The 25,344-nt window shown below is 37.8% G+C and carries 30 protein-coding genes and 1 pseudogene; 19 read left to right on the plus strand and 12 right to left on the minus strand.

Going from position 1 to position 25,344, the window contains the following annotated elements; genetic code table 11:
* Window positions 1-28 precede the first annotated feature (28 nt).
* Genes I858_RS15525 through I858_RS15535 form a run of 3 tightly spaced genes read left to right on the plus strand, consistent with a single transcriptional unit; the run spans window position 29 to window position 2,762 of the window.
* Complete coding sequence (locus tag I858_RS15525; RefSeq protein WP_049693743.1) at window positions 29-529, plus strand: TRAP transporter small permease; 501 nt, start codon at window positions 29-31, stop codon at window positions 527-529.
* Window positions 526-1,797, plus strand: coding sequence for a TRAP transporter large permease (locus tag I858_RS15530; protein WP_049693744.1), 1,272 nt, complete (start codon window positions 526-528; stop codon window positions 1,795-1,797). Before I858_RS15525 ends, I858_RS15530 begins: the two co-directional genes overlap by 4 nt.
* Window positions 1,798-1,811: 14 nt before the next feature.
* A complete protein-coding gene (locus I858_RS15535; RefSeq protein ID WP_049693745.1) occupies window positions 1,812-2,762 on the plus strand; it encodes a C-terminal binding protein in 951 nt (316 codons plus the stop codon).
* Between the two features lie 457 nt (window positions 2,763-3,219).
* Here I858_RS15535 and I858_RS17415 read toward each other — a convergent pair whose 3' ends face one another.
* The 4 genes from I858_RS17415 to I858_RS15555 all read right to left on the minus strand — a co-directional run bounded on the left by I858_RS17415 (window position 3,220) and on the right by I858_RS15555 (window position 7,759).
* Window positions 3,220-3,465, minus strand: coding sequence for a popeye domain-containing protein (locus tag I858_RS17415; RefSeq protein WP_239457188.1), 246 nt, complete (start codon window positions 3,463-3,465; stop codon window positions 3,220-3,222).
* A gap of 258 nt (window positions 3,466-3,723) precedes the next feature.
* Complete coding sequence (locus I858_RS15545) at window positions 3,724-4,749, minus strand: 5-methylcytosine restriction system specificity protein McrC (RefSeq protein ID WP_157886529.1); 1,026 nt, start codon at window positions 4,747-4,749, stop codon at window positions 3,724-3,726.
* A gap of 1 nt (window position 4,750) precedes the next feature.
* Complete coding sequence (locus tag I858_RS15550; protein WP_204249430.1) at window positions 4,751-6,487, minus strand: AAA family ATPase; 1,737 nt, start codon at window positions 6,485-6,487, stop codon at window positions 4,751-4,753.
* Between the two features lie 216 nt (window positions 6,488-6,703).
* The gene (locus tag I858_RS15555; protein ID WP_162273627.1) at window positions 6,704-7,759 is read right to left on the minus strand and encodes a hypothetical protein; all 1,056 of its coding nucleotides are present in this window, start codon (window positions 7,757-7,759) and stop codon (window positions 6,704-6,706) included.
* Between the two features lie 487 nt (window positions 7,760-8,246).
* On the opposite strand from I858_RS15555, the gene I858_RS15560 reads away from it, so the two are divergent.
* From I858_RS15560 to I858_RS15575, 5 genes are all read left to right on the plus strand, one after another.
* Entirely contained in the window at window positions 8,247-8,480 is a 234-nt protein-coding gene (locus I858_RS15560) for a hypothetical protein (RefSeq protein WP_049693747.1), read from the plus strand.
* The gene (locus I858_RS17420) at window positions 8,477-8,605 is read left to right on the plus strand and encodes an LAGLIDADG family homing endonuclease (protein WP_239457189.1); all 129 of its coding nucleotides are present in this window, start codon (window positions 8,477-8,479) and stop codon (window positions 8,603-8,605) included. The genes I858_RS15560 and I858_RS17420 overlap by 4 nt, the downstream gene beginning before the upstream one ends.
* A 67-nt stretch (window positions 8,606-8,672) precedes the next feature.
* Window positions 8,673-9,602, plus strand: a complete 930-nt coding sequence (locus tag I858_RS15565; protein ID WP_049693748.1) for a DNA/RNA non-specific endonuclease — start codon at window positions 8,673-8,675, stop codon at window positions 9,600-9,602.
* 47 nt (window positions 9,603-9,649) lie between these two features.
* Window positions 9,650-10,051, plus strand: a complete 402-nt coding sequence (locus tag I858_RS15570) for a DUF4362 domain-containing protein (RefSeq protein WP_049693749.1) — start codon at window positions 9,650-9,652, stop codon at window positions 10,049-10,051.
* Between the two features lie 64 nt (window positions 10,052-10,115).
* Entirely contained in the window at window positions 10,116-10,385 is a 270-nt protein-coding gene (locus I858_RS15575; protein WP_239457190.1) for a hypothetical protein, read from the plus strand.
* A 106-nt stretch (window positions 10,386-10,491) separates the two neighbouring features.
* Here the strand turns inward: I858_RS15575 and I858_RS17080 are convergent, their stop codons facing one another.
* Window positions 10,492-10,617: a DUF5412 family protein gene (locus I858_RS17080; RefSeq protein ID WP_157886530.1), complete on the minus strand. Its 126-nt coding sequence runs from the start codon at window positions 10,615-10,617 to the stop codon at window positions 10,492-10,494.
* A 363-nt stretch (window positions 10,618-10,980) separates the two neighbouring features.
* Here I858_RS17080 and I858_RS15580 point away from each other — a divergent pair, with 363 nt between their 5' ends.
* The 7 genes and pseudogenes from I858_RS15580 to I858_RS15610 all read left to right on the plus strand — a co-directional run bounded on the left by I858_RS15580 (window position 10,981) and on the right by I858_RS15610 (window position 14,153).
* The gene (locus tag I858_RS15580) at window positions 10,981-11,319 is read left to right on the plus strand and encodes a hypothetical protein (protein ID WP_049693750.1); all 339 of its coding nucleotides are present in this window, start codon (window positions 10,981-10,983) and stop codon (window positions 11,317-11,319) included.
* A 63-nt stretch (window positions 11,320-11,382) separates the two neighbouring features.
* The gene (locus I858_RS15585; protein ID WP_049693751.1) at window positions 11,383-11,670 is read left to right on the plus strand and encodes a hypothetical protein; all 288 of its coding nucleotides are present in this window, start codon (window positions 11,383-11,385) and stop codon (window positions 11,668-11,670) included.
* Window positions 11,671-11,732: 62 nt separating this feature from the next.
* The gene (locus I858_RS15590) at window positions 11,733-12,185 is read left to right on the plus strand and encodes a GNAT family N-acetyltransferase (protein ID WP_049693752.1); all 453 of its coding nucleotides are present in this window, start codon (window positions 11,733-11,735) and stop codon (window positions 12,183-12,185) included.
* A 122-nt stretch (window positions 12,186-12,307) separates the two neighbouring features.
* Window positions 12,308-12,769 (plus strand): DUF4825 domain-containing protein, encoded by a 462-nt coding sequence (locus tag I858_RS15595; protein WP_049693853.1) that lies wholly within the window; start codon window positions 12,308-12,310, stop codon window positions 12,767-12,769.
* A 123-nt stretch (window positions 12,770-12,892) separates the two neighbouring features.
* Window positions 12,893-13,363: a glycosyl-4,4'-diaponeurosporenoate acyltransferase CrtO family protein gene (locus tag I858_RS15600; RefSeq protein ID WP_239457191.1), complete on the plus strand. Its 471-nt coding sequence runs from the start codon at window positions 12,893-12,895 to the stop codon at window positions 13,361-13,363.
* 25 nt (window positions 13,364-13,388) lie between these two features.
* Window positions 13,389-13,612, plus strand: a pseudogene (locus I858_RS15605) (hypothetical protein).
* A gap of 31 nt (window positions 13,613-13,643) precedes the next feature.
* Complete coding sequence (locus I858_RS15610; protein WP_049693754.1) at window positions 13,644-14,153, plus strand: MepB family protein; 510 nt, start codon at window positions 13,644-13,646, stop codon at window positions 14,151-14,153.
* A 364-nt stretch (window positions 14,154-14,517) separates the two neighbouring features.
* On the opposite strand, the gene I858_RS15615 is transcribed toward I858_RS15610, so the two are convergent.
* From I858_RS15615 to I858_RS15640, 6 genes are all read right to left on the minus strand, one after another.
* Window positions 14,518-15,207 (minus strand): copper homeostasis protein CutC, encoded by a 690-nt coding sequence (locus I858_RS15615; protein WP_049693755.1) that lies wholly within the window; start codon window positions 15,205-15,207, stop codon window positions 14,518-14,520.
* Window positions 15,208-15,514: 307 nt separating this feature from the next.
* Entirely contained in the window at window positions 15,515-15,718 is a 204-nt protein-coding gene (locus I858_RS15620; protein ID WP_049693756.1) for a hypothetical protein, read from the minus strand.
* Window positions 15,719-16,668: 950 nt separating this feature from the next.
* Window positions 16,669-17,880: an ABC transporter permease gene (locus I858_RS15625; protein WP_049693757.1), complete on the minus strand. Its 1,212-nt coding sequence runs from the start codon at window positions 17,878-17,880 to the stop codon at window positions 16,669-16,671.
* Complete coding sequence (locus I858_RS15630) at window positions 17,867-18,766, minus strand: ABC transporter ATP-binding protein (protein WP_049693758.1); 900 nt, start codon at window positions 18,764-18,766, stop codon at window positions 17,867-17,869. The genes I858_RS15625 and I858_RS15630 overlap by 14 nt, the downstream gene beginning before the upstream one ends.
* Window positions 18,767-19,172: 406 nt before the next feature.
* Complete coding sequence (locus tag I858_RS15635) at window positions 19,173-19,982, minus strand: TspO/MBR family protein (protein ID WP_049693759.1); 810 nt, start codon at window positions 19,980-19,982, stop codon at window positions 19,173-19,175.
* 170 nt (window positions 19,983-20,152) lie between these two features.
* Entirely contained in the window at window positions 20,153-20,458 is a 306-nt protein-coding gene (locus I858_RS15640) for a TIGR04104 family putative zinc finger protein (protein ID WP_049693760.1), read from the minus strand.
* Window positions 20,459-20,669: 211 nt separating this feature from the next.
* Between I858_RS15640 and I858_RS15645 the strand changes: the two genes are divergently transcribed.
* A complete protein-coding gene (locus I858_RS15645; RefSeq protein WP_049693761.1) occupies window positions 20,670-21,488 on the plus strand; it encodes an aldo/keto reductase in 819 nt (272 codons plus the stop codon).
* Window positions 21,489-21,597: 109 nt separating this feature from the next.
* Here I858_RS15645 and I858_RS17085 read toward each other — a convergent pair whose 3' ends face one another.
* Complete coding sequence (locus I858_RS17085; protein ID WP_157886531.1) at window positions 21,598-21,774, minus strand: hypothetical protein; 177 nt, start codon at window positions 21,772-21,774, stop codon at window positions 21,598-21,600.
* Between the two features lie 195 nt (window positions 21,775-21,969).
* On the opposite strand from I858_RS17085, the gene I858_RS15650 reads away from it, so the two are divergent.
* The 3 genes from I858_RS15650 to I858_RS15660 all read left to right on the plus strand — a co-directional run bounded on the left by I858_RS15650 (window position 21,970) and on the right by I858_RS15660 (window position 25,279).
* Window positions 21,970-22,788 carry an alpha/beta fold hydrolase gene (locus I858_RS15650; protein WP_049693762.1) on the plus strand — a complete coding sequence of 273 codons (819 nt, stop codon included), beginning with the start codon at window positions 21,970-21,972 and terminating at the stop codon, window positions 22,786-22,788.
* Window positions 22,789-22,911: 123 nt separating this feature from the next.
* Window positions 22,912-24,252 carry a hypothetical protein gene (locus I858_RS15655; RefSeq protein ID WP_239457192.1) on the plus strand — a complete coding sequence of 447 codons (1,341 nt, stop codon included), beginning with the start codon at window positions 22,912-22,914 and terminating at the stop codon, window positions 24,250-24,252.
* A 58-nt stretch (window positions 24,253-24,310) separates the two neighbouring features.
* Complete coding sequence (locus I858_RS15660; RefSeq protein WP_049693763.1) at window positions 24,311-25,279, plus strand: class F sortase; 969 nt, start codon at window positions 24,311-24,313, stop codon at window positions 25,277-25,279.
* The last annotated feature ends 65 nt before the right edge of the window (window positions 25,280-25,344 follow it).

The raw sequence follows: 25,344 nt of genomic DNA on the forward strand, positions 1-25,344 counted from the left end.
CTATTCTTGATTTAAGGGGGAATAAACTTTGACATATTTTTTAAAAATGCTAAATGGATTCGAAAAAGTATTGGTTACTATTTCTATGGCATTGATGGTGATTTTAATATTTGTTCAAGTATTCACGCGTTATATCATGGGAGATGCACTGTCTTGGACGGAAGAAGCTTCGCGATACTTATTTATTTGGTTGATTTTCTTGTCAATTGGCATTTCATTTATAGAAAAAAAGCATATTAGTATTGATATTATCTCTGATCGTCTTCCGAAAAAAGCACAAATTATTTTACAACAATCTATTTTTCTTATCTTAATCGCTTTATCAGTATTTCTTTTGATAGGAGGTTGGGATTTAGTAGAGCAAATGCAGACATTCAAACAAAAATCAGCAACTCTACAAGTACCTATGTGGATTGTCTATTTATCCTTACCTATAGGATTCCTTTTTGCTATTTTACGATTGATACAGGCATCCATTCTTTTGTATCTTCCTGAGAAATCGACAAGTAAGGAGGACTCGTTAATATGAGTACAGGAATTATATTATTTGGAACACTAATAATTTTACTATTAATATCAGTACCAGTGGGCTTTGCTCTAATTATTTCTAGTTTATTAACAATTTTGTTAGCTGATATTTCACTACCTTTTAGTTTGCTTACACAAGTATTAATTACTGCTAATGACTCGTTTCCATTAATGGCTATTCCTTTTTTTATTCTAGCAGGAGTGTTAATGGGCAGAGGTGGAGTTTCTGAAAGACTCTTAAACATTGCTAGTTCATTTGTGGGGCATTATCGTGGGGGCTTTGCCGTTGCAGCTATTTTAACAGCTATGTTCTTCTCAGCGATTTCTGGCTCAGGTCCAGCCACGGTAGCAGCTATTGGAGCTATTATGATTCCAGCAATGGTTAAAAGAGGCTACAAAAAATTATTTGCCACAGCTTTAATCGCGGCTTCGGGAACAATTGGAATAGTTATTCCACCGAGTATACCATTAGTTATTTATGGAGTTTCTTCAGGTACATCGATTGGCGATTTATTTATTGCTGGAATTATCCCGGGTACGCTAATGGGCTTGAGTTTAATGATTTGGGCAGTCCTTCATGCTCGTAAAGAAAATTATCAAACAGACCCAAGAGCGACTTGGAAAGAAAGATTACATGCGATCAATAGAGGTAAAGGGGCTATTTTGATGCCCGTAGTTATTTTAGGTGGAATTTATGGTGGTATTTTCACCCCAACAGAGGCAGCGGTTGTAGCTGTTGTTTACGGTTTAGTCTTAAGTTTCTTCTTCTATAGAGAACTAACTTGGAAAGAAACGATATCTATAATCTACGATTCAGCAATTACAACTGGATCGATTATGTTAATTGTCGCAGCTGCAGCAATCTTTGGTCGGATACTAGCACTTGAACAAATTCCTAATGCCGTTGCAGAAGGAATAATGGGCTTAACTACAAATCCGATTATTTTCCTTCTTTTGGTTAATATACTTCTTATTGTTATTGGGACATTTATGGAGACTATTGCTGCAGTTATCATCCTGACGCCTATTTTATTGCCCTTAAGTGTCGAAATGGGCATAGATCCAATTCATTTTGGAATTATAATGATTGTTAACTTAAGCTTAGGATTTATTACACCACCACTAGGACTGAATTTATTTATAGCTTCTGGAATTTCAGGACTGAAAATAGAGGCTCTTAGTAAAGCGATACTCCCTGCTTTTATTGCTCTAATTGTGACCTTGTTATTTATTACCTATGTTTCTGACTTATCGTTATTACTACTATAAAAGGACTGATTAGCATGTTCAAAGTAACCTTGGTAGATCACGAATGGGATGATACCAGTCTAGAAGAGAGTATGTTTGCTGAAGCTGGAATAGAGTTTAACGTATTACAATCTAAGAAGAAAAGTGAAATTGTGAAAGCCGCCAAAAATTCTGATGCCCTGTTAATTATGTATGCAGAGATTGATCGAGAAATTTTAGAGGCTGCGCCGAATTTAAAGTTAATTTCTAGATACGGTATTGGAATAAACATGGTTGATTTAGAAACAGCAAAACACGCGGGAATTCAAGTTGCCAATGTAAATGACTACTGTGTTGATGAAGTATCGGATCATGCTTTAGCATCTATTATGTCTGCAGCAAGACGATTATTTGTTTACGACAAAGATACTAGCGTAGGAGGATGGAGTTTTAAAAAAGCTCCTATTCCTTTAAGAGCTAATAAAGCTAGTGTTGGCTTGTTAGGTTACGGAAAAATTCCTAAACGCTTAGCACAAAAATTAAAAGTTATCGGCTATCAAGTAAAGGCGTACGATCCGTTTGTTTCTGAAGAAAAAATGTTAGAGGACGGTGTTATTAAAGCCAGTTTAGATGAAATAATGGCTAACAGTGATTTTATATCTATACATACCCCTCTTATTCAGGCTACACATCATTTAATCGGGAAACGAGAATTAAATTTGATGAAAAAAACGGCTTATATTATCAATACTTCTAGAGGACCTATTGTTGACGAGAAAATATTAGTAGATGTATTAAAAGATGGTAGAATAGCTGGTGCTTTCTTAGATGTAACAGAAGAAGAACCTTTATCGGATACACATTTGTTGAGAGAATTAGAGAATGTTGTATTAACACCGCATGCGGCTTGGTACTCAGTAGATGCATTTGAAGAAATTAGAGTGAAAGCTATTACCAATATAATAGAGAAATCACAAGGTATCGATCCCACTTACTTAGTCAAATAAATTACTGGGAATGTGTATATTATAGTGAATGCTATTATAAGATCTTTGAAACAGCGAAGAAAATTTCGTTAAAAAATTATGAAAGCAGAAAAGCAATAGTAAAATTGCCCTGTGCAGTTTTACTGTTGCTTTATATTCGAGCGTTTGAAATTCAAAGATTCAATAGACACACTTCAGCAACCTAGAATATCAGTTCAGATAAACACCTTTATCTTAATTGAATAGCTTTAGAGACGTGGGCAGAAGAACAATACGAACCATTCCGAATCTATTCAAAAAAGTGGATTTGGTCATCTTGGATGAGATGGATTACCTTCCTTTATGACAGATTGATTTTGAAATGAATTATGAGACAAAGTAAAAGAAACAAAGAAGAAGGTTTAAATTTTCTTCTCTGTCTCTTAAAAACCATCGTTTTTGATATTATAATTTATACCTGACTACTAAGCTTGCAATTCTACTTGAAAGTCACTTTTCTCTTACCTAATAAAATATAAATTAAATGTCCAACAATATTCAAAAGAGCAAAAGCAATAATCCAAGCAATGTTTAATCGTTTGTGATGATAGGCATTAATTGTTGCCCACATCGTGAATAGTGTTGCATATACAGCTAATCCTGAAAACAAAATAATTTCCATCCAAGCTGCCGATAAGTCGTGTTTCCATTTCAACGTACCACTTATTTCCCTCTCCACTTCCATAAGGGTAAAATTTCGCTAGTAGCCAATCTGGAGACCAAACAGACTTACTGTATTGATACTCAGGTTTTGCATTCTCTACGTAACCAAATACGGAATTTACACCTACACCACTGACATTATAGATTTTAACTTCTGAGATTTGATCTGTTGCATCAATTAAGGCAGCAATTTCTGTTTTCATTGAACCGGTAAGTGAACCTTGGCTTCTTAAAACTTCGTGTACAGCTGTGGCAACAAAGTTTTAACAGACTCATTTTTTTAGTCAACCAACTTAATTAGCTTCTGATATATATCCTTCCAAGCACCATTCAAATCTAAAGCCATCACTTCCATCGACATCCGTTCATTCCAGACATATCGTTCATCTACAGCCCTGCCATTAAACGGATATATTAATATCCCTCGCAAATTCAAATGTATCTCTTGGTGCATTAAATAAGTGAATAGCTGATACATATTGTGACTGTGGAATGATGACTTCCCGTAATGAACTTGGAAAATATTTTTATAAAACTTAGCATCTATAATGATTTTCTCTAACTTGTTTTTGTGTGTTAATGATACATCCGTCCTCATGCCTGGCAGGAGTGCTTTATTGCCTTCTAGCTTCCATTGCATGCCTTCCGCTTTTACGTAGTAGTCTCGCTGTTCTAATTTATAGAAATTGAACAAGAACTTCTCGAAGATGGCATTTAGTGCACGTTCATCTAGCTCTGCTGAAAACAGACTCCAATTTCCAGTTTTATGTGACAGCAGCAACATCTCATGCAATAAGAGCGCGATTTGAAGCACCCTTTTGTAATGTGCGTTATGTCGACCGAATACCAGTTTAGCAAATGAAGATTGGGTTAAAGGTGGTGCGTCGACTTCTGCCATCAATTCCATATACTTAAAGCTTCGACTTATAGTTTCCTGTTTAACGTACCGATTCGATGTAATTGATTTTAAAGTGGATTTAATCATTTGGTTGATCCATATGTTTGCTGTATATTCATCCTTCTCACAAACAACAATTGGTTTTTTCAAAATCATGTACGACATGGACTCTGCTATCATCAATCGACCGGACAGTCGATTAGTTGGTTCTGTAATCGCGACATAATCTTTTACTAGACCTCTGCGGGTTACAATTTCTACTTCTTTTAAAAATTGCTTGCAGAGAAAGTCATATGTGATCAAATCCTCATCTACATCATTCATGCTATTGACCAGTTCTGGCATATTGTCTGCATAACTAAGTAAAACAAATAAGTTGCGAATCGGAACTTTAAGTGTTTCCTCCATTTTATATCTCCTCAGTCAATTGTTTAACTATTTCAGGACGATCGAAATAGTATTCTTCCAATAAAGGCAAGATTTCAAAATTCATGATTCCATCAACCCAATATTTCTCACTGATGTCATCTGGCTTTACTGAGAAGAAGGAATGCCCGATTGCATAGCCCTGCCCTAACTGATAATCATTAATGATTTCATGATTTAATTTCTCGACAATCTGCTGGATTTTGCTGATCATTTCAATTGAAACATTCTCGCTGATCATGTGCTGTCGCCATTTTTCATTAAATGCCGGCTCTAAAGTTACAAAAGCGAAGCGCCTGCGTAAAGCCACTTCTAGTTGCGCGAGTGACCTGTCAGCCGTATTCATCGTTCCGATCAAATACAGGTTACTTGGAACGGTGAACTTCTTTTTTGAATAACCCATTGTGACAAATTCATCCCGCTTGTCCCGCTCAATTAGCATAAATAATTCACCAAAAATTTTTGACAGGTTGCCCCTATTAATCTCATCAATGATAAAGTAATAGTCTTCTTCTGGATTATTCAACGCACACTGGCAAAAGTCATAGAAAACGCCGTATTGCAAAGAAAAGCCATTTTCCTTTGGACGGAAACCCATCACAAAATCTTCATAGGAATAGTTTTGATGGAACTGTACCATTTCCACTCGGCTCTCATCTTTCGAACCTATCAACGAATAAGCCAACCTTTTTGATACAAAGGTTTTCCCTACGCCTGGTGGTCCTTGTAGGATAATGTTCTTTTTATACTTAAGCAAACTAGCAATCTTATCATAAGCTTCTTCATCGATGAATACTTCTTCAAGAAATGATTCTTTGGAATAGGTTTCGTATATTTTTTTCTTGCCGATTGTTTGGCCAAGCGCTTCTTTAAGATTTGATTTCAAGCGCAACAAGAAGTGATTGTTTTCCTCATATCCTTCTTCGAACAATGTGCACCAATAACAAATACTGCCATCATCCCGCTGAACAGCCTCCAGTCCCGTTATTTCTTGAATTCTTTTTACCAAGTTTAAAATGGGACCGTCAAAAGAAGATCTGCTCATGCCTAAAGCTTCTCCTAACTGAGTAGTTGTCGCTTGCCCTCCAAGTTCATACATTTTTGTTAGATAAACTAAGTCTTTTTCTTTAAAAATGTTTTCGTCTGCCAGCAAATCTATCCAATTATCTTTAGTGAGCTCTCTTGATACAGGAGAATGCGTAAGTTCAGTCGGTTCTTCTGATCTTTCACTCTTCAACTCATCAAGCACATCAATAATTTTGCTATGAAGATCTTCATAAGAAAAACTTTCCGCGTTACTCACATGAGCTACGCTTCTTTGTCCGTCCTGAGGATGGTGGTCACCGTTATGCAAACCATATTCAATGCCGTATGGATCAATCGCCAAAAACAATTGCGGCGCCTCCCTATGACTTGCATGCTCTGTTTGGTATACACCCAACCAGCAACGTGAAGTGCCAAATTGATTATTCCAGCTATAGCCGTTCAATACTTTATCTTCTACAAAACTCAGATCTTTCAATTCTTCGAATTGTCGGATTGCACGATGGATTTTGGTAAGTTCTATTTGGACTTTTTTCTTTTTATCAAAATAATACAGCTGGAAGAGAATTGAGAAGTCACTCCACGAGTTTAGAATCTTTGTTTCGTACTTTTTAATAACATCTTGCTTGACGAAATTCATATCCTTGATGGATGCCGCTCCGTCTTCCAAAATCATTTCAATAATTTTATATCGGATTAAATTCACTTTTTCAGTGTTTCGGTATTGATCGCTTAGCTTCTCTAAAATCTCTGGATCCATGTCTATTATTTGTTGCAACATCATTTCCTGATCGTTTTCAAATTGACCTAGTTTAGTGGAAAGTTCGAATAAGTAATCTATTGCGCTTTCTACTTTTATTTGATCGTAAGTTGTGACGCAGTAAAAGAAATCTTATACGTCGAGTACCGTAAGAGAAGGATTATCCCGTTTGAAATGTTCTAGTACGGCGTTGCATACGTAACGGTAGACTTCGTAATTTTTCCCTACAACACCTAATTTTAAGTCAATATCATAATCCACTTTAATTGCACTGAATACTTCTTGTTTGTAGATTGGGTACTTCTTATAGTCTTTGGCAGCTAATAAATAAGCGAAAAGTGGTGCACCTAGCGATATTTTATTGCTATATGCTTTACCTTCTATTCTAAAATTTTCAATTAGTTCACTAATTGGCGCTTCAGAATTATAAAGTTCATTAAGTAGGATAGCTACTCTTGCAGGTTTTGCTTCAGCAAATTTCACTAAATCAGCCGTATTACTCCAGTGAACAAAACTGCCTGCGCTTGGGTTCTCTTTTTGTAGCTTTTTTACAATATCAACTATTGTTAAATCCGTTATTTCTTGTCCTTTCAAAAATTCATTCAAACGGGAAAGGATTTCAAGTTTATAAGCTTCATCGTAAAGTTCGTTCTCTTTAAATTTTATGTATCTTCTATAAGCTATATCAATATAAGGGCTATCAAAAAGTTTCTTTCTAATTTCTGAATACTCTTTTTGAGTTGGCATCGAACGTCCTTCCTTCAACTCTTCCTCGAAGAAAACTTCCGCAGCTTGTTCAAGTGAAGTGCGCAAAGTCCAAATAAAACGGTTTTGGTTAGGCTGCCACTCTCCAAGAAAAGGAATATGCCAAGTTTGATTTTTACCGTCTTCTTGTTTAGGATAAGCAACTTCAGGTAAATAACTCATGATTCGTTTGCCCAATCGATCTATTTGTAGATTAATTGCGCCTCTGCCTTTTAATCCAATTGCATGAGCAATCGGTATCGTATGTGGACGACCGTCATATTGCATAATCGTTAAAATCATTTGTCTGTCTCTTTCTTGAAAAACCTCTTCGTTCCGAAGCATTTCCAACCACTGATCTTTTGTAATTTCGAGAGGCGTATCAAAGATCGTTTTCACAGACATTATTATCATCCTTTCAATTCTTTTTTCTTTTGGTGTCATAATTACTTACATTATAACGTTAAAAATTTGAATTACTTAATGAATCAAAATATTACCAAATAAACTATTGTTACTCCTTAACATTTTCTCCTACTACAAGGTATATTGGGGACTGGAAATTCATGAGATAGATCTACAGAATGCATTGATAAGAAAGCCAAGAGTAGCGAATTCGCTGAGATTTTTTTGGGAAATCTATTATTATCAACATCGGCTTTAAAGAGCTTGATACGATACTAACAATCGCGTCAATCTCTAACATCCACACTTCAAGCAAAAACCATGAAATTTATATTTTTTATATAATTTACCAATTGTGATATGCTATAAGCATCTTCCAATTAGAGCGAGGTGTACGTTGAAAAAGATAACTCCTGTCGTATTGGTTTTTATTCCGCTGATTCTGCTTTTTTTGTTTAGCGCTTGCGGTTAGCGTAACGAAGACGAATCATTAACTTTTGACAGTTCTGCAAGCTATGAAGGCGTATTGGTCTCAGAAGCTTCTTCTTTCGGTAAAACTAGCGACTATGAGGAAGTGTTTGTTTCTGGTGAAGAGAAAGCCGAGGAGTTGATCGATTTATTGCGTGATCAACACATGGTTGAAGTGAGTACAGACGAAGTGCAACAAAAGGCTGCTGAATTAGAAAAGCCGGGCAGCTATCGGATGTTGCTTTACAACCAACCCGTGCTAATCGTACGAATGCTTCAACTGAAGAAGTGAATCCGATTGTTTTTTATGCAGATGGAACCATTCAAGTTACACAAAATGGTCGTACTTATTTTGCTGCTGGTTCCTCTAAAGAACTGCTTCGTCAACTAAAGTCCGACTGGCAAATCTATTTTTAACTGCAGACTGGCATGAACTAACACGAAACACTACTGATCTACATAAAATTGATAGGAGCCACCCTACATGAAAAAGAATACATATCCTTTACTCATCCTTTTACTGTCCGTCTTTCTAGTTGGCTGTACAGACGTAGAAAACGCAGCCATCACAGATGTAGAAGCTCACGAAGGTGCGACACAAGAAGAAGCTCCGCTTGAACCAAAAGAAAGCACTGAAAAAGAAGAAACGATGGCGGACGCAGAAGAAACACCAACAGAAGCCGTTCCCGACTTATTCGCAGGATATGAACTACTTGAAGTCGATGGCGGAGATTTGTCTGGCCATCGCGAAGCTAACGTTGTCGTCGACATTGGTTTTGGCGACCGTGACTATTGGGCGTTTACGAACGAACACGGCCAATTGGTTCGGGTTGTGGCAGACAAAGTCGTGGTGCAGGATGATTCGACTGAACCGGTATTAGCGACTGGCCGGTATTATTCAGATGAAGCAAAGGTACCGGGCGTCGAAAGTGACGTGTTAGATGAAGGACATGTGCTAGCTGATTCGCTTGGTGGGGTCTCGAATGCTTACAATATTACGCCACAAGAAAGTACGCTCAACCGCCATGGCGATCAAGCTTATATGGAAGATGCGATTCGCAAAGCAGGCGGCGCGACTAATTTTGAAGCGATCATCATCTATCCGGATACAGACACTCAGATTCCTTCGAGCTATCAGTATACGTATACTATTATGGGCAATGAAATTGTGGATACTTTTGATAATGTGAACCCGGATGAGATAAACGCATCTCTCGGGTTAACAGAAAGTGAGTCTACAGATTTGAATAGTTCAGCTACAAACGAAGATGTTTCGATTGTTGATACCAATGGCAATGGACAAGTAACCATCAAAGAAGCAAAAGCAGCTGGTTTTAGTATGCCGATCACGCGTGATCATTGGTTATACCAGCACATGCGCGATAATGACAATGATGGCATGGTAGGCGAGTGATTTTTTTAACTTACGTACTGTTCTCTATTTAAAAGGAGGTTAAGGTATTGAGAAAAGGTTTTCTTATAATGTTAGTGGCCATTTTCTTAAGTGCGTGTAACTCAGTTAAGGATAGTGATATTGTGCTTGAACAAGAAGAAATCATAACTAATTCGGATAAATTTGAAGCGTTTATCGAAAATCTTAAAAACGGAAAAAAAGATAACATACGGATTGTTCAAAGAACTACAGAAGGCGACCCGCTTTTTAATACACTAGATTATAATGGTCAAACTATTACCTACACGTATGACGATTCTCAAGATAAATTTGGAGGTTCAAGTACAGGATTAGAAAGTGGAACTTGTGAACATCTAGAAAGTGAAAAAAGTGAAAAAGGCAAACGATACTACTTAATTGGCTGCTCTTCTGAAGTCGGAGAGTATTTCGAGTTTGAAGTTCTAGAGTAACTTTTAATGATTAGAAAAACATTGATAAAGTTTAGAGAAAGTCATAGTTAGGAGGAGAGATACGTTGTTCAAAAATCAGAGTAACGGATTGGCAATTATGTCGGCCATATTGGCAGCCGTAGGATTAGTTTTAATGTTTTCGAGTGCTTCGTTTGGAATTTCGTTAGGAAACTCTTGGTTGATGAGTCAAGAAGACGGTATTGCTGATACTAGCCAGTTCATGATGGTGACGGAAACGTATACCACTGCCTTTGTTGTTTCGGGAGGTATTCTATTTGCTACGGGTTTGCTAACGGCTATGCTTACTTATTACTGCCCTATTTCGGGGTGTTAGAAGAGCGGAAAGCTCACTTGAACATACGGAGTAAAAGAGCTAGTGACTAGTGCAGTTTAAGCGATTATTCCATTTGGTAAAACAGAGCCACTTTTGCGGCTCTGTTTTATTTTTCTTTCTGAAAATCATACTTATCTTCATGAATCGTTAACACAAGGTTGTTAGTAACTAGTGTTTCTTCATCCACCCATTCTACAGTTACTGGTCCATCTACAAAGTTATAATAAATCATTTCTGATTGCCCACACCCTTTAATAAAAATTGAATGGACCTGCGCATCAAGAATGTAGAAAAAAACTAGGCTCGCTCCCCTGTAACCACTGCCCCTACAGTTTTCTTTGGAAAATCTGTTTCTATTTTTCTGTATAGCACAGAACACCTTTCATTACTAACGAACCACTTTAGTCGAGAAATTCAGGATATATAGAGAGTGGATATAAAAAACCACCTCTTGTACGTTTCAGGAAATTCCGATCACGTATAATGAAATAAATTTCCAGCTTTATACTTTCTATACGCAAGTGGTATATTGACTAAAAGAGAAACCAAACAAAACAGACGAGCAAGTCGTTTTCGGTTAGGAGGTGTGGTAAACATGGAATTCAATTTAGGAAATGGTGTTTCTCTTCATTTACCTGCTTTTCCCATTACGATTAGCGCTATTATAATAATTGGTCTTCTCATTAGATGGAGCAAACAGCTCGAAACACGCCGTTTCACGATCTTCTTTTATTTTTTAATTAGTGCTCTTATTACTCCACTTTATTCACAAAGTACGGAAAATGGCGTTTTTGAGTTATGGTTTCCTATCGGATTTCTTTTTATTGCGGCTTATCTGTACAGCAGCAAAAGATACCATCCCGCTAAGATAAAAGCGAGTGCTTTGGGACTTTGCGTAGCGCTGTATCAACTTGTTTTTCAATACCTTGGCTAGTTTTGGCTGCTCTCTCGTTGTGTCTTCTTTACTACTGATATTAATGGAACTGGAGGTCTCGTTATGTGGTTCCTGTTAGGAGTTATCGCCATAATAGCAACTTGTGTAAACCTTGTACTGTACGCAACAGGCAAAGATTATAAACTGGCGATGGCAATGGGCTTATCTTTTACAGCATTAACTGTAGTCGCGGATTATAATATGGTATCTAGTTGGGTAAAGGCGAAAGATTGGTCTGCTTTACTTGATGTGGTTCCGATAATGGCAGATGCGTTGTGGGTGTTAACCATCCTATCGATTGGGTTAAATATAACGCCTATTCTGTTAGAACTGAAAAACAAAAATAAATAGGATTAATTCAAATTTAGGACAGAATCCATTGAAATACTCAAAATGGATGTGAGGAGACAGAAATGGAAATAAGGATGTTGAATAAAGATGAAGAATTACCAATGGCGCTATTATTGCAAGCTGATCCCTCTAGAAAACTCATCGAGGAATATATTCACAGAGGCACTTGTTTTATAGCTGAAGTGGAACATCAACTTATTGGTATCTGTGTATTACTTCCAACAAGACCTGAAACCATGGAACTTGTAAATATAGCGGTGGTTGAAGATCAGCAAGGCAAAGGGATTGGTAAAAAATTAGTACTTGACGCAATCAAAACCGCACAAAATATGGGCTACAAAACCATTGAAGTTGGAACGGGCAATTCGAGCTTGGGGCAGCTTGCTCTTTATCAGAAATGTGGCTTTAGAATAAATAGCGTAGATGTTAATTTTTTTATCAAGCATTATGCTGAAGAAATTTTCGAAAACGGAATTCAATGCCGAGATATGATTCGGCTATCTCAAGATTTATAAGGTTACAAGCTCTCAACAAGCTTGCCAACATGCTGAATACTATTTACCAAGCTCAAAAAATGGAACTCTCTCATTTTAAGAACAACCAACTAATTTATCTTGGGGGAATACGAGTGAACAACATGCTGAAATTCATGACATTTTTATTCGTTGTCACTTTAATCGTAAGTGGCTGTAATACAAAAAAAGAAGAAGATCTATTTAATTTCAAAGGTTCGCACGTAGGAGATAATAGTGCTGTGATTAACATCGTGAGTCAATTAAAGGGTGCTACGTATTCGAAGGATTTTGAACTTAAAACAACCGAAGAACCGTATGGCATTATTTTGAACTACGATTGGTCGGATTCAGAAATGAATTATAAAAAAACATCTATTTATAATGCTACTTTTTTATTTGCATTAATTGAAAACTTGGACTGGGTAACATTCAATTTTGATAATCAACCATACAAAATAACAAGAGAAAGTCTTCAAAATTGGTATGGTGAAAACCTTAATGAGTTAGAAAACGAAAGCAAAACAGAAAAGCTTATACAGAGGCATTTGGAAGACGACAGTAAAATAAATCAGTTATTCAATTAAAAGTGGAAGTGAAGGCATTTTAACAGCGTAAATTCCGTTGGAATAACTGAAAAAAGGATCGACATTTCTGGCCTGTTATCACAAGTGATGTATTCACTGAAATGTAATGAAAGGGGTGAGCACTTGTCATTTACCATCTATATGATCATTATAAATACGTCATTTTGGCTGATACTCAACTATGGTGTCGCTTATGGAAGTCGCTTATTGCCTAAGGGCATGTTTCAAAAAAATTTCTTTTTCAAAGAAAGATCATTTGAAAGCAGCCTATACAAATCACTCCGAATTAAAAAATGGAAAGATAAATTACCAGCGATGAATGCCACACTCAAAAACTTACAAGACAAACTCACCCCTGACTATCTAGATAAACTAATTATGCAAACGTATTATGCTGAATTTGGGCATTTAACCATTGCTGTATTAGGTTTTCTTTGTATAGTAGTTAACCCAAACGAGTATTTTCTGATGGCTTTTAGTTGTTCAATCGTTAATTTTTTCATTCATCTCCCCTTCTACTTAATTCAAAGGTATAACCGTCCGAGACTAATCAACGTGAGATTCAGAAAAGGTTACTCTTCAACAACAAGCTAGACAACAGAGCAAGGGAGACGGTATCGTGGGTGAAATAGATAAACGAAACAGATTAAGCGAAGAACCTTTTACCTATGAAGTAAGAAAAAACGGAACGGTTGCAATTTTCTTTAGCGGTAAACAAATTAAAGTTGTCAGAAACAAAGAAGCCGAACGCCTCATAGTAAAAAAGTGCAGTTAGTATTGGCTAAAATCACTGGTAACTTCAAACACGGCAACGAGAAACTTGGTAAAAACAAATCAGAATAAGGGAAATCAAACACATTTTAGGAGTAGAAATATGAATGACTTTTGTGCAGCATTAACCTATTTGACTAACGTACTTTATATGCCTCATAACCTCATTTTAACGGCGATTCAAGAAGAAAAACAAAATTCCATGTATGGTGCGGGTACATTTCAACTGTCCTCTAAAACAATTCGATTCCGAGTAGCGCATGTGACACCGAGAAAAACAGGACAGTTTGTCGCATTTTGGGAAAAAGACAAAAACAATAAAAACCAGCCTTATTTGTATGACGAAGCGCCCGATTTATTGGTGGTAACCGTATGTAAAAGTGACGATGACTTTGGTCAATTTATTTTTCCGAAAAAAGTTCTTCTCAAACACGCGATTCTTAAATCGAGTGGAACAAAAGGAAAAATGGCCATGCGGGTTTACCCCAGTTGGGATAGCCCCACGAGTAAACAAGCGATAAAAACACAAGAATGGCAGTTGCCTTATTTTGTTGATCTTCGTCTTCCTAAATCATTACTTAAAGAAAAAATCATAGAACTGTACGGTCTCTAACTTTTCGAGATGAGGTATTGAGGGCTAGGAGAACGGCTTTTATTGATTCTCACTTTGCATCGGTAAGCGTAGAATTGTGACATTTCATCTTTCCGACATCGTCTACTATTCCACCTTAGAGGGCAGAAAATCCAAGCTCTACAGATTAAACGTTGGACTACCGAGTGTGCGATTGCTAAATAACGTTTTGGATATCACCTTTTGAAAAGATACTCTTTTTTATTTAAAGCTTATTTTAAGATCCACACCTTTTTTCATCAGTTTTTCTTGTGTACATCGACATCTGATTTCTACATTACGGAAGAACATGTTTGAATCATGATGGTCTTCCCCGTATTCCGGCTATTCATATTACGTTTTTGTGCTAAGCCTTCCACTCCATGATTTGTTCAACTACTCTTTTATTAAACCCTTCTGTATAAGAACCATTTTTTCGGACGCCGCTGCCAAAATGATATTCACTAGACCCGACAGTTTGATGAATTTCTTCTATATTCATCGACGTTAATCCGCCTCCGCAAAGAATAGTTGGACCTTCTAGCTCTTTTGATAACTTGACTAGCTTTCTTAACGCCTGCTTGCCTGTCAAACAATCCTCATGTCCGCCAGATGTTAAAATCCGTTGTACCTGCTTTTTGTAGTCTGTTAATACTGTGTATGCGCTCAACTGGTCGTCAATTTCATCAAACGCACGGTGGAACGTGATATCGAGCTGATCAGACACCGCGATAATTTTTTCTAGTGCGTGTTCATCTATCGTATAATCCTTTTTTAAAGCGCCAAATACGATTCCTTGCCCACCTAAATTCAACACATTTTCAACATCTTCGATGATCGTTTTTAGTTCTGAATCGCTATAGAAAAAATCTCGACTGTGAGGCCGTATCATCACTTGAACCGGTATTGTGACACTGCCAAGAACTCGTTTGATGGTTTCAAAATTCGGTGTTAACCCTCCTTCATCAATTGCCGAGACAAGCTCTAACCTTCCCGCGCCCATTTTTTCTGCTTTGATTGCTTCTTGTTCGTTTTGGACAATTATTTCTATTATCATTTTTCAGTTCCTTTCAGATTGAGCTTCTCCTGCCGTAACTTGATGCCGAAACCCGATGTACCAGATCCATCATAAGTTTCTTTTTTTATGACTTTACCTTATTCGGTCTATAACATCCGATTTTGTTCTAAAATTTTTTTATTTCTATCTCTAACCCAATCATTTCACTTTTTCTATACACATCCTATTTTTTACACTTTCCCCACTCCAAAAGGACATTATTTTCTAACGTCCACTTAGTTGTATTGAAATACTTATCATTTTATACGACAAAAAAGCACCTATTATTTTTATTCCGTTTTCTGAATTAGGGATTGGGGTTCACTTTTTTTTGCAACTCATGCAAGAGAATTCGCGCGCCCGTCAGACTTAAGGTAAGCCCTGGTGCAAATTCCTTATTTCCTGTTGAAACTTCACCTGTCACTAAACAAGCACCTGCCGCTTGGTGTTCTTTCGAAACACCCATGCTTCCGCATGGGTCTGTGTTCTTCACGACTCCTGTAGTTTTCATGGCTCGACTCTCCTTTTTAATACACCCGCAGCCTGGTCAGGTTTATTTTGTTACCGGTATAAATCAGTATGTTAAATGCTTGATTTGTTTCATCATTTCAAGACACTAAAAAGAACGCACGTTCTCATTGTATCATTGATTCTCAACTTATACGCATAAAATTTAGTAAAAAAGTTCGCAAAATAAGTTTCTCTTGTCCAGTACGTGTTTTTTCCCTTTCATGTTTCTTTTTTCTTTGCTCAAAGCAATGAAACAAAAGCTAAGTAGATCTGTATTGAGGATGTAGACAGTAAAAACAAACACTTCGTTTTTCACCAAAGAGGAAAACGCATAGAAACAAAAAAGCCTATCTGTTGAATGCTAGAGAATTTGCAATTAACGTTGAGGCAATAGGAGTGAACTGGCATGAAACACGAGATTTCATATATAAAAAGAATATGTTTACACTGGGAGGACTTAACTCGAATTGAAAAAATAGTACGCTTACCACTCTTCATTTTAAATCATAAAAAATCATCCTGTTAACACTCGCAACTTGATAAAATAAAAAAGAACCTTGCTTTCGCAAGGTTTTCAGACTGTAGACAAAGTCTTATTAAACTGAATAGTGATGTATAATCTCCAACTGGGCTGGCCACTTCGCTTTCCGGTGGGCTCAGCTTCAGCCTCCTCGTCACTGACGTTCCTGCGGGGTCTTCAGCTTTCGCTGTCCCACAGGAGTCTTCGTGGACCAGCCTAGTTGGAGGGTTCCGCTTCAATCAAAGTGAGATTATTTAGTCCATTTCACAATAAAAATACATGATCAAGCCTTTTCATATGCTCCTGCATCGCTGCGCAAAGCCACTGCCTAAAGCGTCCGCTTGGTGCGGAGAATCCTAGATGCATACAAAAAATGAATAATCATTCTTTTGTCTACAAGCTAAGAACCTTGCTTTTGCAAGGTTCTTTTTTTATTTTTTAAACGACCGGATGACGTCTTTAAATTTGAGGCGGTTCCCGTAGTTTAATGAACCAAACTTGTAAATGTGAATGGACAACGCAGCAAATAATACGACTGTTAACACCATGATTGCACTGGAAATTAACAGAGATATCATCGGTACACTTGTCAGCATGTAACGAATCGGCATCGTAAATAACGAGATAAATGGAATAAACGACGTGACTTTCACGACGGTGTTATCCGGTACGTTCATTGCGAACGTTGCAGCGAGATAAGCCAAGACAAACAAGAACGTAATCGGCGTAACGGCAGAGTTTACATCTTCCACTTTTGAAACCAAACTTCCTAAAGCAGCATAGATAAACAAGTACAAGATGTACCCTAACACTGAAAACAAAATGTAGATCAGTAGCACATCTATTGTCATGGATCCTTGAACCATGTCCAGAAGGACTTCAGGGTAATTCTCTTTATTGAGCATAAATCCAATGACACCAAATACAATGAGAGATGCGACTTGTAAAATACCAGTCAGTCCCACTGCTCCTACTTTTCCAAGTATCAATGTTCGTGGGTTGCTCGATGTGATGAGCAGTTCCATCGTACGTGAGTCTTTTTCTCTTGCTACGGATGTTGCCACGTTTGCTCCGTACAAAAGAATGAGCAAATACATCGTAATCATGACAGCAAACGCAATCGCTGTTCCTGATCCAGCGTCTTTACCTAGATAGACGGTTTCTTGTTCGATGGGTTGATTTAAAATTTCGCGTACTTGTTGACTATCCAATCCTTTTTCATCAAATAATCGATTTTCATTCAGTTGTTTTAATTGTGACTCAAAAGCCATTTGTTCAGTTGAAAACGTTTTGCTGTCGTAGGAGATATAGGTATAGCGGTCGTAATCTTCAACGACAAATCCAGAAGCTACATCTTCTCTTTGAACTGCTTTTTTTAGTTCCTCTTCCGTCGAATAGGTTTCTTCACCTAACACGGGACTGAGGGATTCTTTGAGCTCCCCACTTTCGTATACTAACGTAAATTCCTCAGCCGCTTCATCGGCATCTTCTTGTGTTTCGTCACCTTCAAACCAAATCATAAAAGTGGGAATCGTCGTGATGAGCAAAACGATTACGCACATGATGGCTGTTGTCACGAGTAGGCTTTTCTTTTGGATCATTCCACGCAATTCGAAGTTAAAAACAGTTTTAAGTTTTTTCATTTTGATCACCTGTTTTCTCAATGAAGATTTCTTGAAGACTCGGTAAATACTCCATAAACATCGTCAGCTCTATTCCTTGGCTGAATACCCCTTCGACAAATGACCGTTTTGTTTCATTTGGATGGAGCGTTAAAATAATATCTTCTTTTTCCATTGTGTAATCATACGCTGTTAAAAAGTCTAGATGTTGCGGATCCGCGACTCTCAACCGAAGCTTTCCTTCGCCCATTTCTTTTCTAATGTCATTTAAATCGCCACTCAACACAATTTTACCGCCATTGATAATAGCAATGTCATCGCAAAACGACTCGATATACCCCATTTGATGGGAAGAAAAGATAATGATTCGATCTTCTCGAATGTAATTTAATAAAGAATCTTGAAACATTTTTGAGTTGACCGGGTCTAAACCCGAAAACGGTTCATCCAAAATTAAAATATCCGGTTCACAAATAAAGGCTTGTGCAATTTGAACTTTTTGCTGATTGCCTTTGGACAATGTCTCAAGCTTTTGGTCTAAATAAATCGCAATACCGAATTCTTCAGCCCACTTTTCCATCGAATGCTGAGCCTCTTTTTTGCTAGCACCCCGCAGTTCTGCGAAATAAACCAATTGGTCTTTTACTTTAAATTTCGAATACATTCCACGTTCTTCAGGCAAATACCCGATTCTATGATCGGTCGGTTTAAATTCTTTGCCATCCATCAGTATTGATCCACTATCTCCTTCAAACACGTCCATCAAAATTCGCATAGAAGTTGTTTTCCCAGTACCATTTCTTCCTAAGTATCCAAAAATTTGTCCTGAGTTAATCGTTAAGTTAATCCCTTTTAATACATGTTTGTCGTTAAATGATTTGTGTAACTCTTTTATGACCAAATCCATTTTGACACCTCCATAAAATAAATATGCTTGTTTTTAAAAGATTCGCTCTTTTACATCTTAGACTCCATCTTAACATAAAATAATTTCCATGTGACGATAGATGGACACATAGAAAAGTAAGCATTACCCAGACTTTACCGTACTTTTGTTAGATTGATTAACAATAAAAATGGCATTAAAAAACCATTAAAATAGGGATTCACTCAAACAAAAGCGCACCCGTCTTGAGCTTTAACTGACTCTAAGATTGGTGCGCTTTTTATAAAATTTTATAATTAATTATCGATTTCATCGATTTCCTATACCGTTTAAATAGATTTTCTTAAATGACATCACAGCACAGGGCAACTTACTTGGATGCTCTGTTTTGAGAAAGTTTGGATTTGTTTTTATTTAATATCTTGTGTTAGCTAGTTGGTTTTGGAAAAAGGGCTTTCCCGTTTTTAACTAATGTCCAGATGCTCACAACTAGCAAGATCACAATTCCACCTATCAGAACAGCTTGAATGGTCGTCGACATGGACGGTGTTAGGACTCCACTATTATAAGCGCTATAGATGCCGAAGAAAGCCCAGGCAATCGGAAGTGGAAATGCTGCATTTTTGTACAACGCTCCGTAGAAGAGAACAAAGCCAATAGCAACAAACAAAATAGCGATTGTCCAAATCGAATCAGAAATGCCAAAGCCCTCCCACTGTAGTTGCACTAAAAATAACGAAATGTTCACAATGGTCGCGATGAAAACCCATGAAGCGTAAAGTGTAAAACTAATTCCTGCAAGTGTACTTGGAAATTGAGAGCGATTGATTGTGATCCTTTTTACGATAAAAATCAATGAGAATAACAGTCCAAAAATCAAGATCGTTGAAATGCCTAACAATTCGTAAGAAAACGTAACGATCCATGCCATATTAAATAACGCACTTGCGATAAAGAGTGGCGATGTCAATCGAATTAATTTGCCTACGTGTTGATCTTTTCGCTTAATAAAGAAATAAACCAATGTTACCAGCAGCAAGGTATAAATAATTCCCCAAATTGAAAACGTAAACGGTGCAGGTGAAATAAGCGTCATGTATTTATCAGATAAATCTTTTTGACTCATCCCATTAAAAAACCCGGACGATCCTAAGTAATTTATTCCTAAAGTTAAAAAATAAAAAACCAAATTCAAAACGGCGTAGAGCTTTGTTTTCTTGCGTGTCTTTTCTTCCATTTAAGTTGTGCCTCCTTAAGTTGTATTGTTGTTCTTAAAAGGGATTGAGATTTTAAAGCTAAGACTGGCGAGGCATGTAACACTAGTGATCTTGTTTTCTTACTTGTTACGGTAGAGAATTCCCTTATTTTTCTTCTATTAAACTACACACCAAAGTAGCTTTACTTGTATTAAAAATTCCGCATATTGTCTGTATTCGACAGTTTTATGATAAACGGATAAAGTGCTAAAAACACAAGCATTAACGTAACGGCCAACAAAATAATGCCTAGACCGTCTAAATCTAAAACTAGCGTCAATAGAATAATAAGAAAAGCTGGAATGTAGCCGACGATTCGGGTTAGCTTAGTAGATTTTGGTACTATATATTGTGTCGCTCCACAATATGGGCAAGTTCCATTGTTTTTAAATTTTACTGTTTGCCAGACAATGGATCTCCACGTCCATTTTTGGCCACAATTTTCACAGGTTGACATGTTTTCACTCCTATTTAATTTGATTGCCTTCTTTCCAACTGCTTACTGGTCATTCTAGTTAGCCACAAAATCAGCCACCTTTTTTATTTAGCGGTTTCGTTGTTTACGATTTGGACTAGAGAAAGTTCCCGTTATCCTAAATTCTGGACCTTGTCATCTGAAAAGACGTACAATAAAAATGAAAGATAAACAAAAAGGAGGCCGTTTATCTATGGCAAGCAACAGAACTTTCACATTCCACAATGGAGTGAACATTCCCGATATCGGATTTGGCACTTGGCAAATTCCGAACGAAGAGGCTTACAAGGCTGTGACGACTGCTTTGGAAAGTTGCTATACGCATATCGATACAGCTTTAGCTTACCAAAACGAAGAAAACGTTGGCAAAGCAATTCAAGATTCTCCTATTTCTCGGGAAAAGATCTTTATCACCAGCAAGCTTCCCGCTCAAATTAAAGGCTACGATGCGACAGTTGAAGCTTTTGACGAAACTATTTCGAATCTAGGTGTTGATTACCTAGATCTCTATTTGATTCATGCACCGTGGCCGTGGGATGACATAGGTAGAGATTGCACAGAAGGCAATATCGAGTCGTGGAAAGCGATGGAAGAGCTTTATAAAGAAGGCAAAATTCGCGCAATTGGCGTTTCTAACTTCGCTGAAAAAGACATCCAAGCACTTATAGACGCTTGTGAAATCGTGCCTATGGCTAATCAAATTCCTTTTTATATCGGCCGTGACCAAAACAGCCTGTTGCAATTCTGCAAACAACATAACATTGTCGTCGAAGCTTATTCCCCGCTCGCGACTGGTCAAATCTTAGACCACTCTAAAATTAAAGAAATGGCTACGAGCTATGGCGTAACACCTGCTCAATTATGCATCCGTTATTGTCTAGAACGCGATACGTTGCCGCTGCCAAAATCTACGAATAAAGAACGTATCATCGAAAACAGCCAACTGGATTTCACTATTTCTTCAGAAGATGTCCAGAAACTTGCTACATTTGAAGATGTTCGTGCTAAATGACAAAAAGCCGCCCACTGGCGGTTTTTTTATTTGTTTATCTGGACTTTATTTTTTAAAAATTACTGATCAAAGTTGTTTAGTAAAGAAAACAAACTGAATTTCAGTCGTTTCAGTAATTGATAAATTGATAAATTCCAGTTAATTGGATATACAAGCCGATATGAACAAAATACTGTCCATTTCGGATCAAATACTGTCCAACATAGCTCAAATACTGTCCAAATCCCACATTTACAAGCCAAATGCTTTTTCGAAAAAAGACTCCCCCTCTTGAATTTTTAATCATCTCTGCAACTCGACTTTTATACGCCGGTTCGCGGAATTGCCACTGTGAATTAGTTTATTCGCTTGGAGCAACTAGTCGTTTCCTACAATAAAACTAAAAGTAACAGACATATTTTGTATAATCAGCGGTTTACTTTATCACATCAAAGGGAAACTACTCATTACTATCATTTTCAAATCAGAGGAGGAAAACTTTTTGGGACATTTTATTGAAGTGGAAGACGGCGTGAAAATTTATGCAGAAGATATTGGATCAGGGCAACCGGTTGTCTTTATCCACGGCTGGCCATTGAACAGCAAGTCGTTTGAATCGCAAGTTCAGATTCTTGCGCAACAAAATTTTCGGTTTATCGGCATCGATCTCAGAGGTTACGGAAAATCGGATAAACCGTGGACGGGTTACGATTACAATACCGCAGCTAGTGATGTTAAAGCGGTTATTGATCATCTAAAACTTGATAACTTTGTACTTGCTGGATTTTCAATGGGCGGACCTATTGCTATTCGCTACTTGACGAAGTTTGGTCAGCAAGGTGTGGACAAATTATTATTGTTATCGGCAGCGGCTCCGTTATTCACTCAGCGCGATGATTTTAACTATAACTTGAAACCTGAAGAAGTGGACGATATTATCAAACAGATTAAAGAAGACCGTCCAGCTTTTCTCGCTCAATTTGCAGACATGTTCTTTGAGCAGAAACAATCACCCGAATTCTTACAGTGGTTCCAGTTGCTCGGTCTTGAAGCTGCCGCTCACTCGACCATCAACTCTGCAATTGCTTTAAGAGATGAAGATTTGCGTGACGAGTTAGCAGATATTACGCTTCCAACAGCCATTTTTCACGGGAAAAAAGATCAAATTTGCACTTATGAATTGGGCGAAGAAATGGCAAAACAAATACCTAACTCGGTTCTTGTTCCTTTTAAAGACAGTGGGCATGGCATCAATGCCGATGAGCCGGAGCGCTTTAACACCGAATTATTGAGCTTCTTGAAAAGCTCTGGCGTAAAATAAGGATAGTTCAATGACTAGGAAAAGACGGATAAATCATCCGTCTTTTTTTTTCACAAAATGTGATCTAAAGCTACCTCCCTTCCGTTATGTCTATAACAGATTAAAAAAAAGGAGTGTTTTGATATGAAAATAGAATGGAAAAAGGTTTTAGTCCCTGTACTTGGAGCCGCACTTTTACTTCCGGGTATGGCATCAAATGCATTAGCAGCGGAAACTTCACAAACCGAAACGACAGGTGTGGAACTTCGTGCAACATTGGATTCATTGTTGTCTGAGCATTACGCGTTAGCCGTGGATTCGATGATGAAGATTTACGACGAAGATGAAGCAGCTGAAGCGGCTATTGCAGCACTTGATGCTAACGCAGCGGATATGGAGCCGGTGATTGCTTCTGTGTACGGTGAAGAAGGCGGCGCAACTTTCGTGGAAATTTTCGATAAGCACAATACGGGAACGGACGATTATGCTGAAGCAGTCAGAGATGGCGATGACGCAATGAAAGAAGAAGCCTTAGGTGAAATTCAGTCTTTTGTTGACGACATGGGTGCATTTCTTGGAACAGCAACAGAAGGCAATCTTCCAGAAGATGGTGCAACTGCAGCACTTCGCGAGCATGAAGACTTTGTCCAAAATACATTTGATCTTTATGTAGAAGGCGATTATGTTGCGGCTTATACGTCTTACTTGGATGGTTTTAAACAAATTTTTGGAGCTGGTAGTGCAATCAGTGGTGCAATTTCAACTCAGTTTCCCGATCAATTTTCTGATCCAAACACACCAGCAGGCGATTTCCGCGCAACAGTTAACCGAATTGCAGCTGAACATTTCGCTTTAGCACAATTAAGTATGACAAAAGGGTATACTGGTTCTGAGGACTTTGACTTTGCTGATTGGGCACAAGATCAAAATACAGAAGAATTCCGTGCAGCACTTGCTTCTGTTTATGGTGAAGAAGCCAGCAACCAATTTGTACAACTTTGGAACAATCAACATATTTCCGTACAAGGTGACTTGGTGACTGCTGTAGCAGCTGACGACAAGGAAGCTGCAGAAAAAGCAACCAACACATTAACAAGTACGTTTGCTACAGATCTTGGTACATTTTTAAACCAAGCGACAGAAGATCGTATGTCTTTAGATGAGACCATTGCAGGCGTGAAAGCTCACGAAATGTCAGTCATTGATACATTCCAACAATATGTATCAGGTGATTACGCAGCATCTTATGAAACGTATCGTATGGGTTATGCGATTATGTTCGATATCGGTAAAGGGTTAAGCGGCGCAGTCGTTGACCAATTCCCTGAGAAGTTTGAAAACGCAGCACCTGAAAAAATGCCTGCTACTGGATTAGGCGGTACGGCTAACCAATCCAATACAATGATTCTTTGGGTTACGATGAGTACAATGATCTTATTGGCAGCTGGAACCATTACTTACCGTCAAACGAGAAAACAACAATAATACCTTCAGAGAGAGCGACTTGCTCTCTCTGTTCCCACTTAGAAAGGAGGAATGACAGATGAAGCAACTTGTCACGATGGGCACTGCCATCATTTTATGTCTCGCTTTGTTTATCATCTTAAAGCCATTGGCCGCAAGTCCAAACTTTGAAGAACAAATTGAACAAGTTAAGAAAACTGAAAAAAAAGAAGAAGTCAAAAAGGAAGAAGTGTCTGGCAATTATGTTGACAAGATTGCTGAATTCCCCATTCTTCCAGAACAACGTGAAAAATTACAAATGCTGCAACGCGAACGTCAAGAAAGCATAAAAGGCATGGAGCCTTCTGAAATTGAAATCTCTTCGATTGGTGTGAAAGCAGCTATCGAGTCGACTGGTATTTTAGAAAATGGTGCAATGGGTGTGCCTGAAGACATTGACCAAGTTGGTTGGTTTGAACCCGGCTTTCAAGCGGGCGCAAAAGGTCATGCTGTCTTAGCAGGCCATGTTGATAGTTTAACCGGTCCAGCTGTTTTTTATGAACTCGATAAAGTGAAAATTGGTGAAACGGTCGTTTTGACTGGATCTGATGGACGCGAAATGATTTTTGAAGTCAAAAATTTAACGAGCTATGAAACGGACGATGCCCCGATTGAAAAAATATTCGGGAGCTCTGACAAACGTCTCATTAGCTTGATTACATGTACAGGTGACTTTAATCGCAAGATCGGTTCTCACGAAGAACGTTTAGTCGTGACCGCTGAGCTGGTTTCAGATTCAAACGTTTCAGACAAGCAACCTGAGCCACCAGCAAATGTATTAGCAACAGCATTCAATATTTCGTGGCATGCTGTGCGTAACGATGCAATTATCGGTTACCGTATCTATGAGGAAAATGTTGAAACAGGCGAAATGAAAAAAATCGAAACGGTTTCGCTGTTTGATCGTAAGAAAGTTGAAATTCAAACAGATAATACGAAGCGTTATTACGTTTCTTCTGTAGATGTCGACTTGAATGAATCGAAAAAGGCTGAGGCAGAAATTCAGTAACGAAGAACTCGATTATGCATGGAGTAGACATTCGAAAGAGTCTCTAACAAACAAAGTGATGTGAC

The organism is Planococcus versutus, assembly GCF_001186155.3.
Classification (GTDB): Bacteria; Bacillota; Bacilli; order Bacillales_A; family Planococcaceae; genus Planococcus; species Planococcus versutus.

Coding starts and splice junctions, on each gene's coding strand:
- I858_RS15530 (WP_049693744.1), top strand. CDS start 526: ATGAGTACAGGAATTATATTATTTGGAACACTAATAATTTTACTATTA.
- I858_RS15535 (WP_049693745.1), top strand. CDS start 1,812: ATGTTCAAAGTAACCTTGGTAGATCACGAATGGGATGATACCAGTCTA.
- I858_RS17415 (WP_239457188.1), bottom strand. CDS start 3,465: ATGGAAGTGGAGAGGGAAATAAGTGGTACGTTGAAATGGAAACACGAC.
- I858_RS15545 (WP_157886529.1), bottom strand. CDS start 4,749: ATGGAGGAAACACTTAAAGTTCCGATTCGCAACTTATTTGTTTTACTT.
- I858_RS15550 (WP_204249430.1), bottom strand. CDS start 6,487: ATGATTTTGGAAGACGGAGCGGCATCCATCAAGGATATGAATTTCGTC.
- I858_RS15555 (WP_162273627.1), bottom strand. CDS start 7,759: ATGACACCAAAAGAAAAAAGAATTGAAAGGATGATAATAATGTCTGTG.
- I858_RS15565 (WP_049693748.1), top strand. CDS start 8,673: ATGAAAAAGAATACATATCCTTTACTCATCCTTTTACTGTCCGTCTTT.
- I858_RS17080 (WP_157886530.1), bottom strand. CDS start 10,617: ATGATTTATTATAACTTTGTAGATGGACCAGTAACTGTAGAATGGGTG.
- I858_RS15580 (WP_049693750.1), top strand. CDS start 10,981: ATGGAATTCAATTTAGGAAATGGTGTTTCTCTTCATTTACCTGCTTTT.
- I858_RS15585 (WP_049693751.1), top strand. CDS start 11,383: ATGTGGTTCCTGTTAGGAGTTATCGCCATAATAGCAACTTGTGTAAAC.
- I858_RS15590 (WP_049693752.1), top strand. CDS start 11,733: ATGGAAATAAGGATGTTGAATAAAGATGAAGAATTACCAATGGCGCTA.
- I858_RS15595 (WP_049693853.1), top strand. CDS start 12,308: ATGCTGAAATTCATGACATTTTTATTCGTTGTCACTTTAATCGTAAGT.
- I858_RS15610 (WP_049693754.1), top strand. CDS start 13,644: ATGAATGACTTTTGTGCAGCATTAACCTATTTGACTAACGTACTTTAT.
- I858_RS15615 (WP_049693755.1), bottom strand. CDS start 15,207: ATGATAATAGAAATAATTGTCCAAAACGAACAAGAAGCAATCAAAGCA.
- I858_RS15620 (WP_049693756.1), bottom strand. CDS start 15,718: ATGAAAACTACAGGAGTCGTGAAGAACACAGACCCATGCGGAAGCATG.
- I858_RS15625 (WP_049693757.1), bottom strand. CDS start 17,880: ATGAAAAAACTTAAAACTGTTTTTAACTTCGAATTGCGTGGAATGATC.
- I858_RS15630 (WP_049693758.1), bottom strand. CDS start 18,766: ATGGATTTGGTCATAAAAGAGTTACACAAATCATTTAACGACAAACAT.
- I858_RS15635 (WP_049693759.1), bottom strand. CDS start 19,982: ATGGAAGAAAAGACACGCAAGAAAACAAAGCTCTACGCCGTTTTGAAT.
- I858_RS15640 (WP_049693760.1), bottom strand. CDS start 20,458: ATGTCAACCTGTGAAAATTGTGGCCAAAAATGGACGTGGAGATCCATT.
- I858_RS15645 (WP_049693761.1), top strand. CDS start 20,670: ATGGCAAGCAACAGAACTTTCACATTCCACAATGGAGTGAACATTCCC.
- I858_RS17085 (WP_157886531.1), bottom strand. CDS start 21,774: ATGATTAAAAATTCAAGAGGGGGAGTCTTTTTTCGAAAAAGCATTTGG.
- I858_RS15655 (WP_239457192.1), top strand. CDS start 22,912: ATGAAAATAGAATGGAAAAAGGTTTTAGTCCCTGTACTTGGAGCCGCA.
- I858_RS15660 (WP_049693763.1), top strand. CDS start 24,311: ATGAAGCAACTTGTCACGATGGGCACTGCCATCATTTTATGTCTCGCT.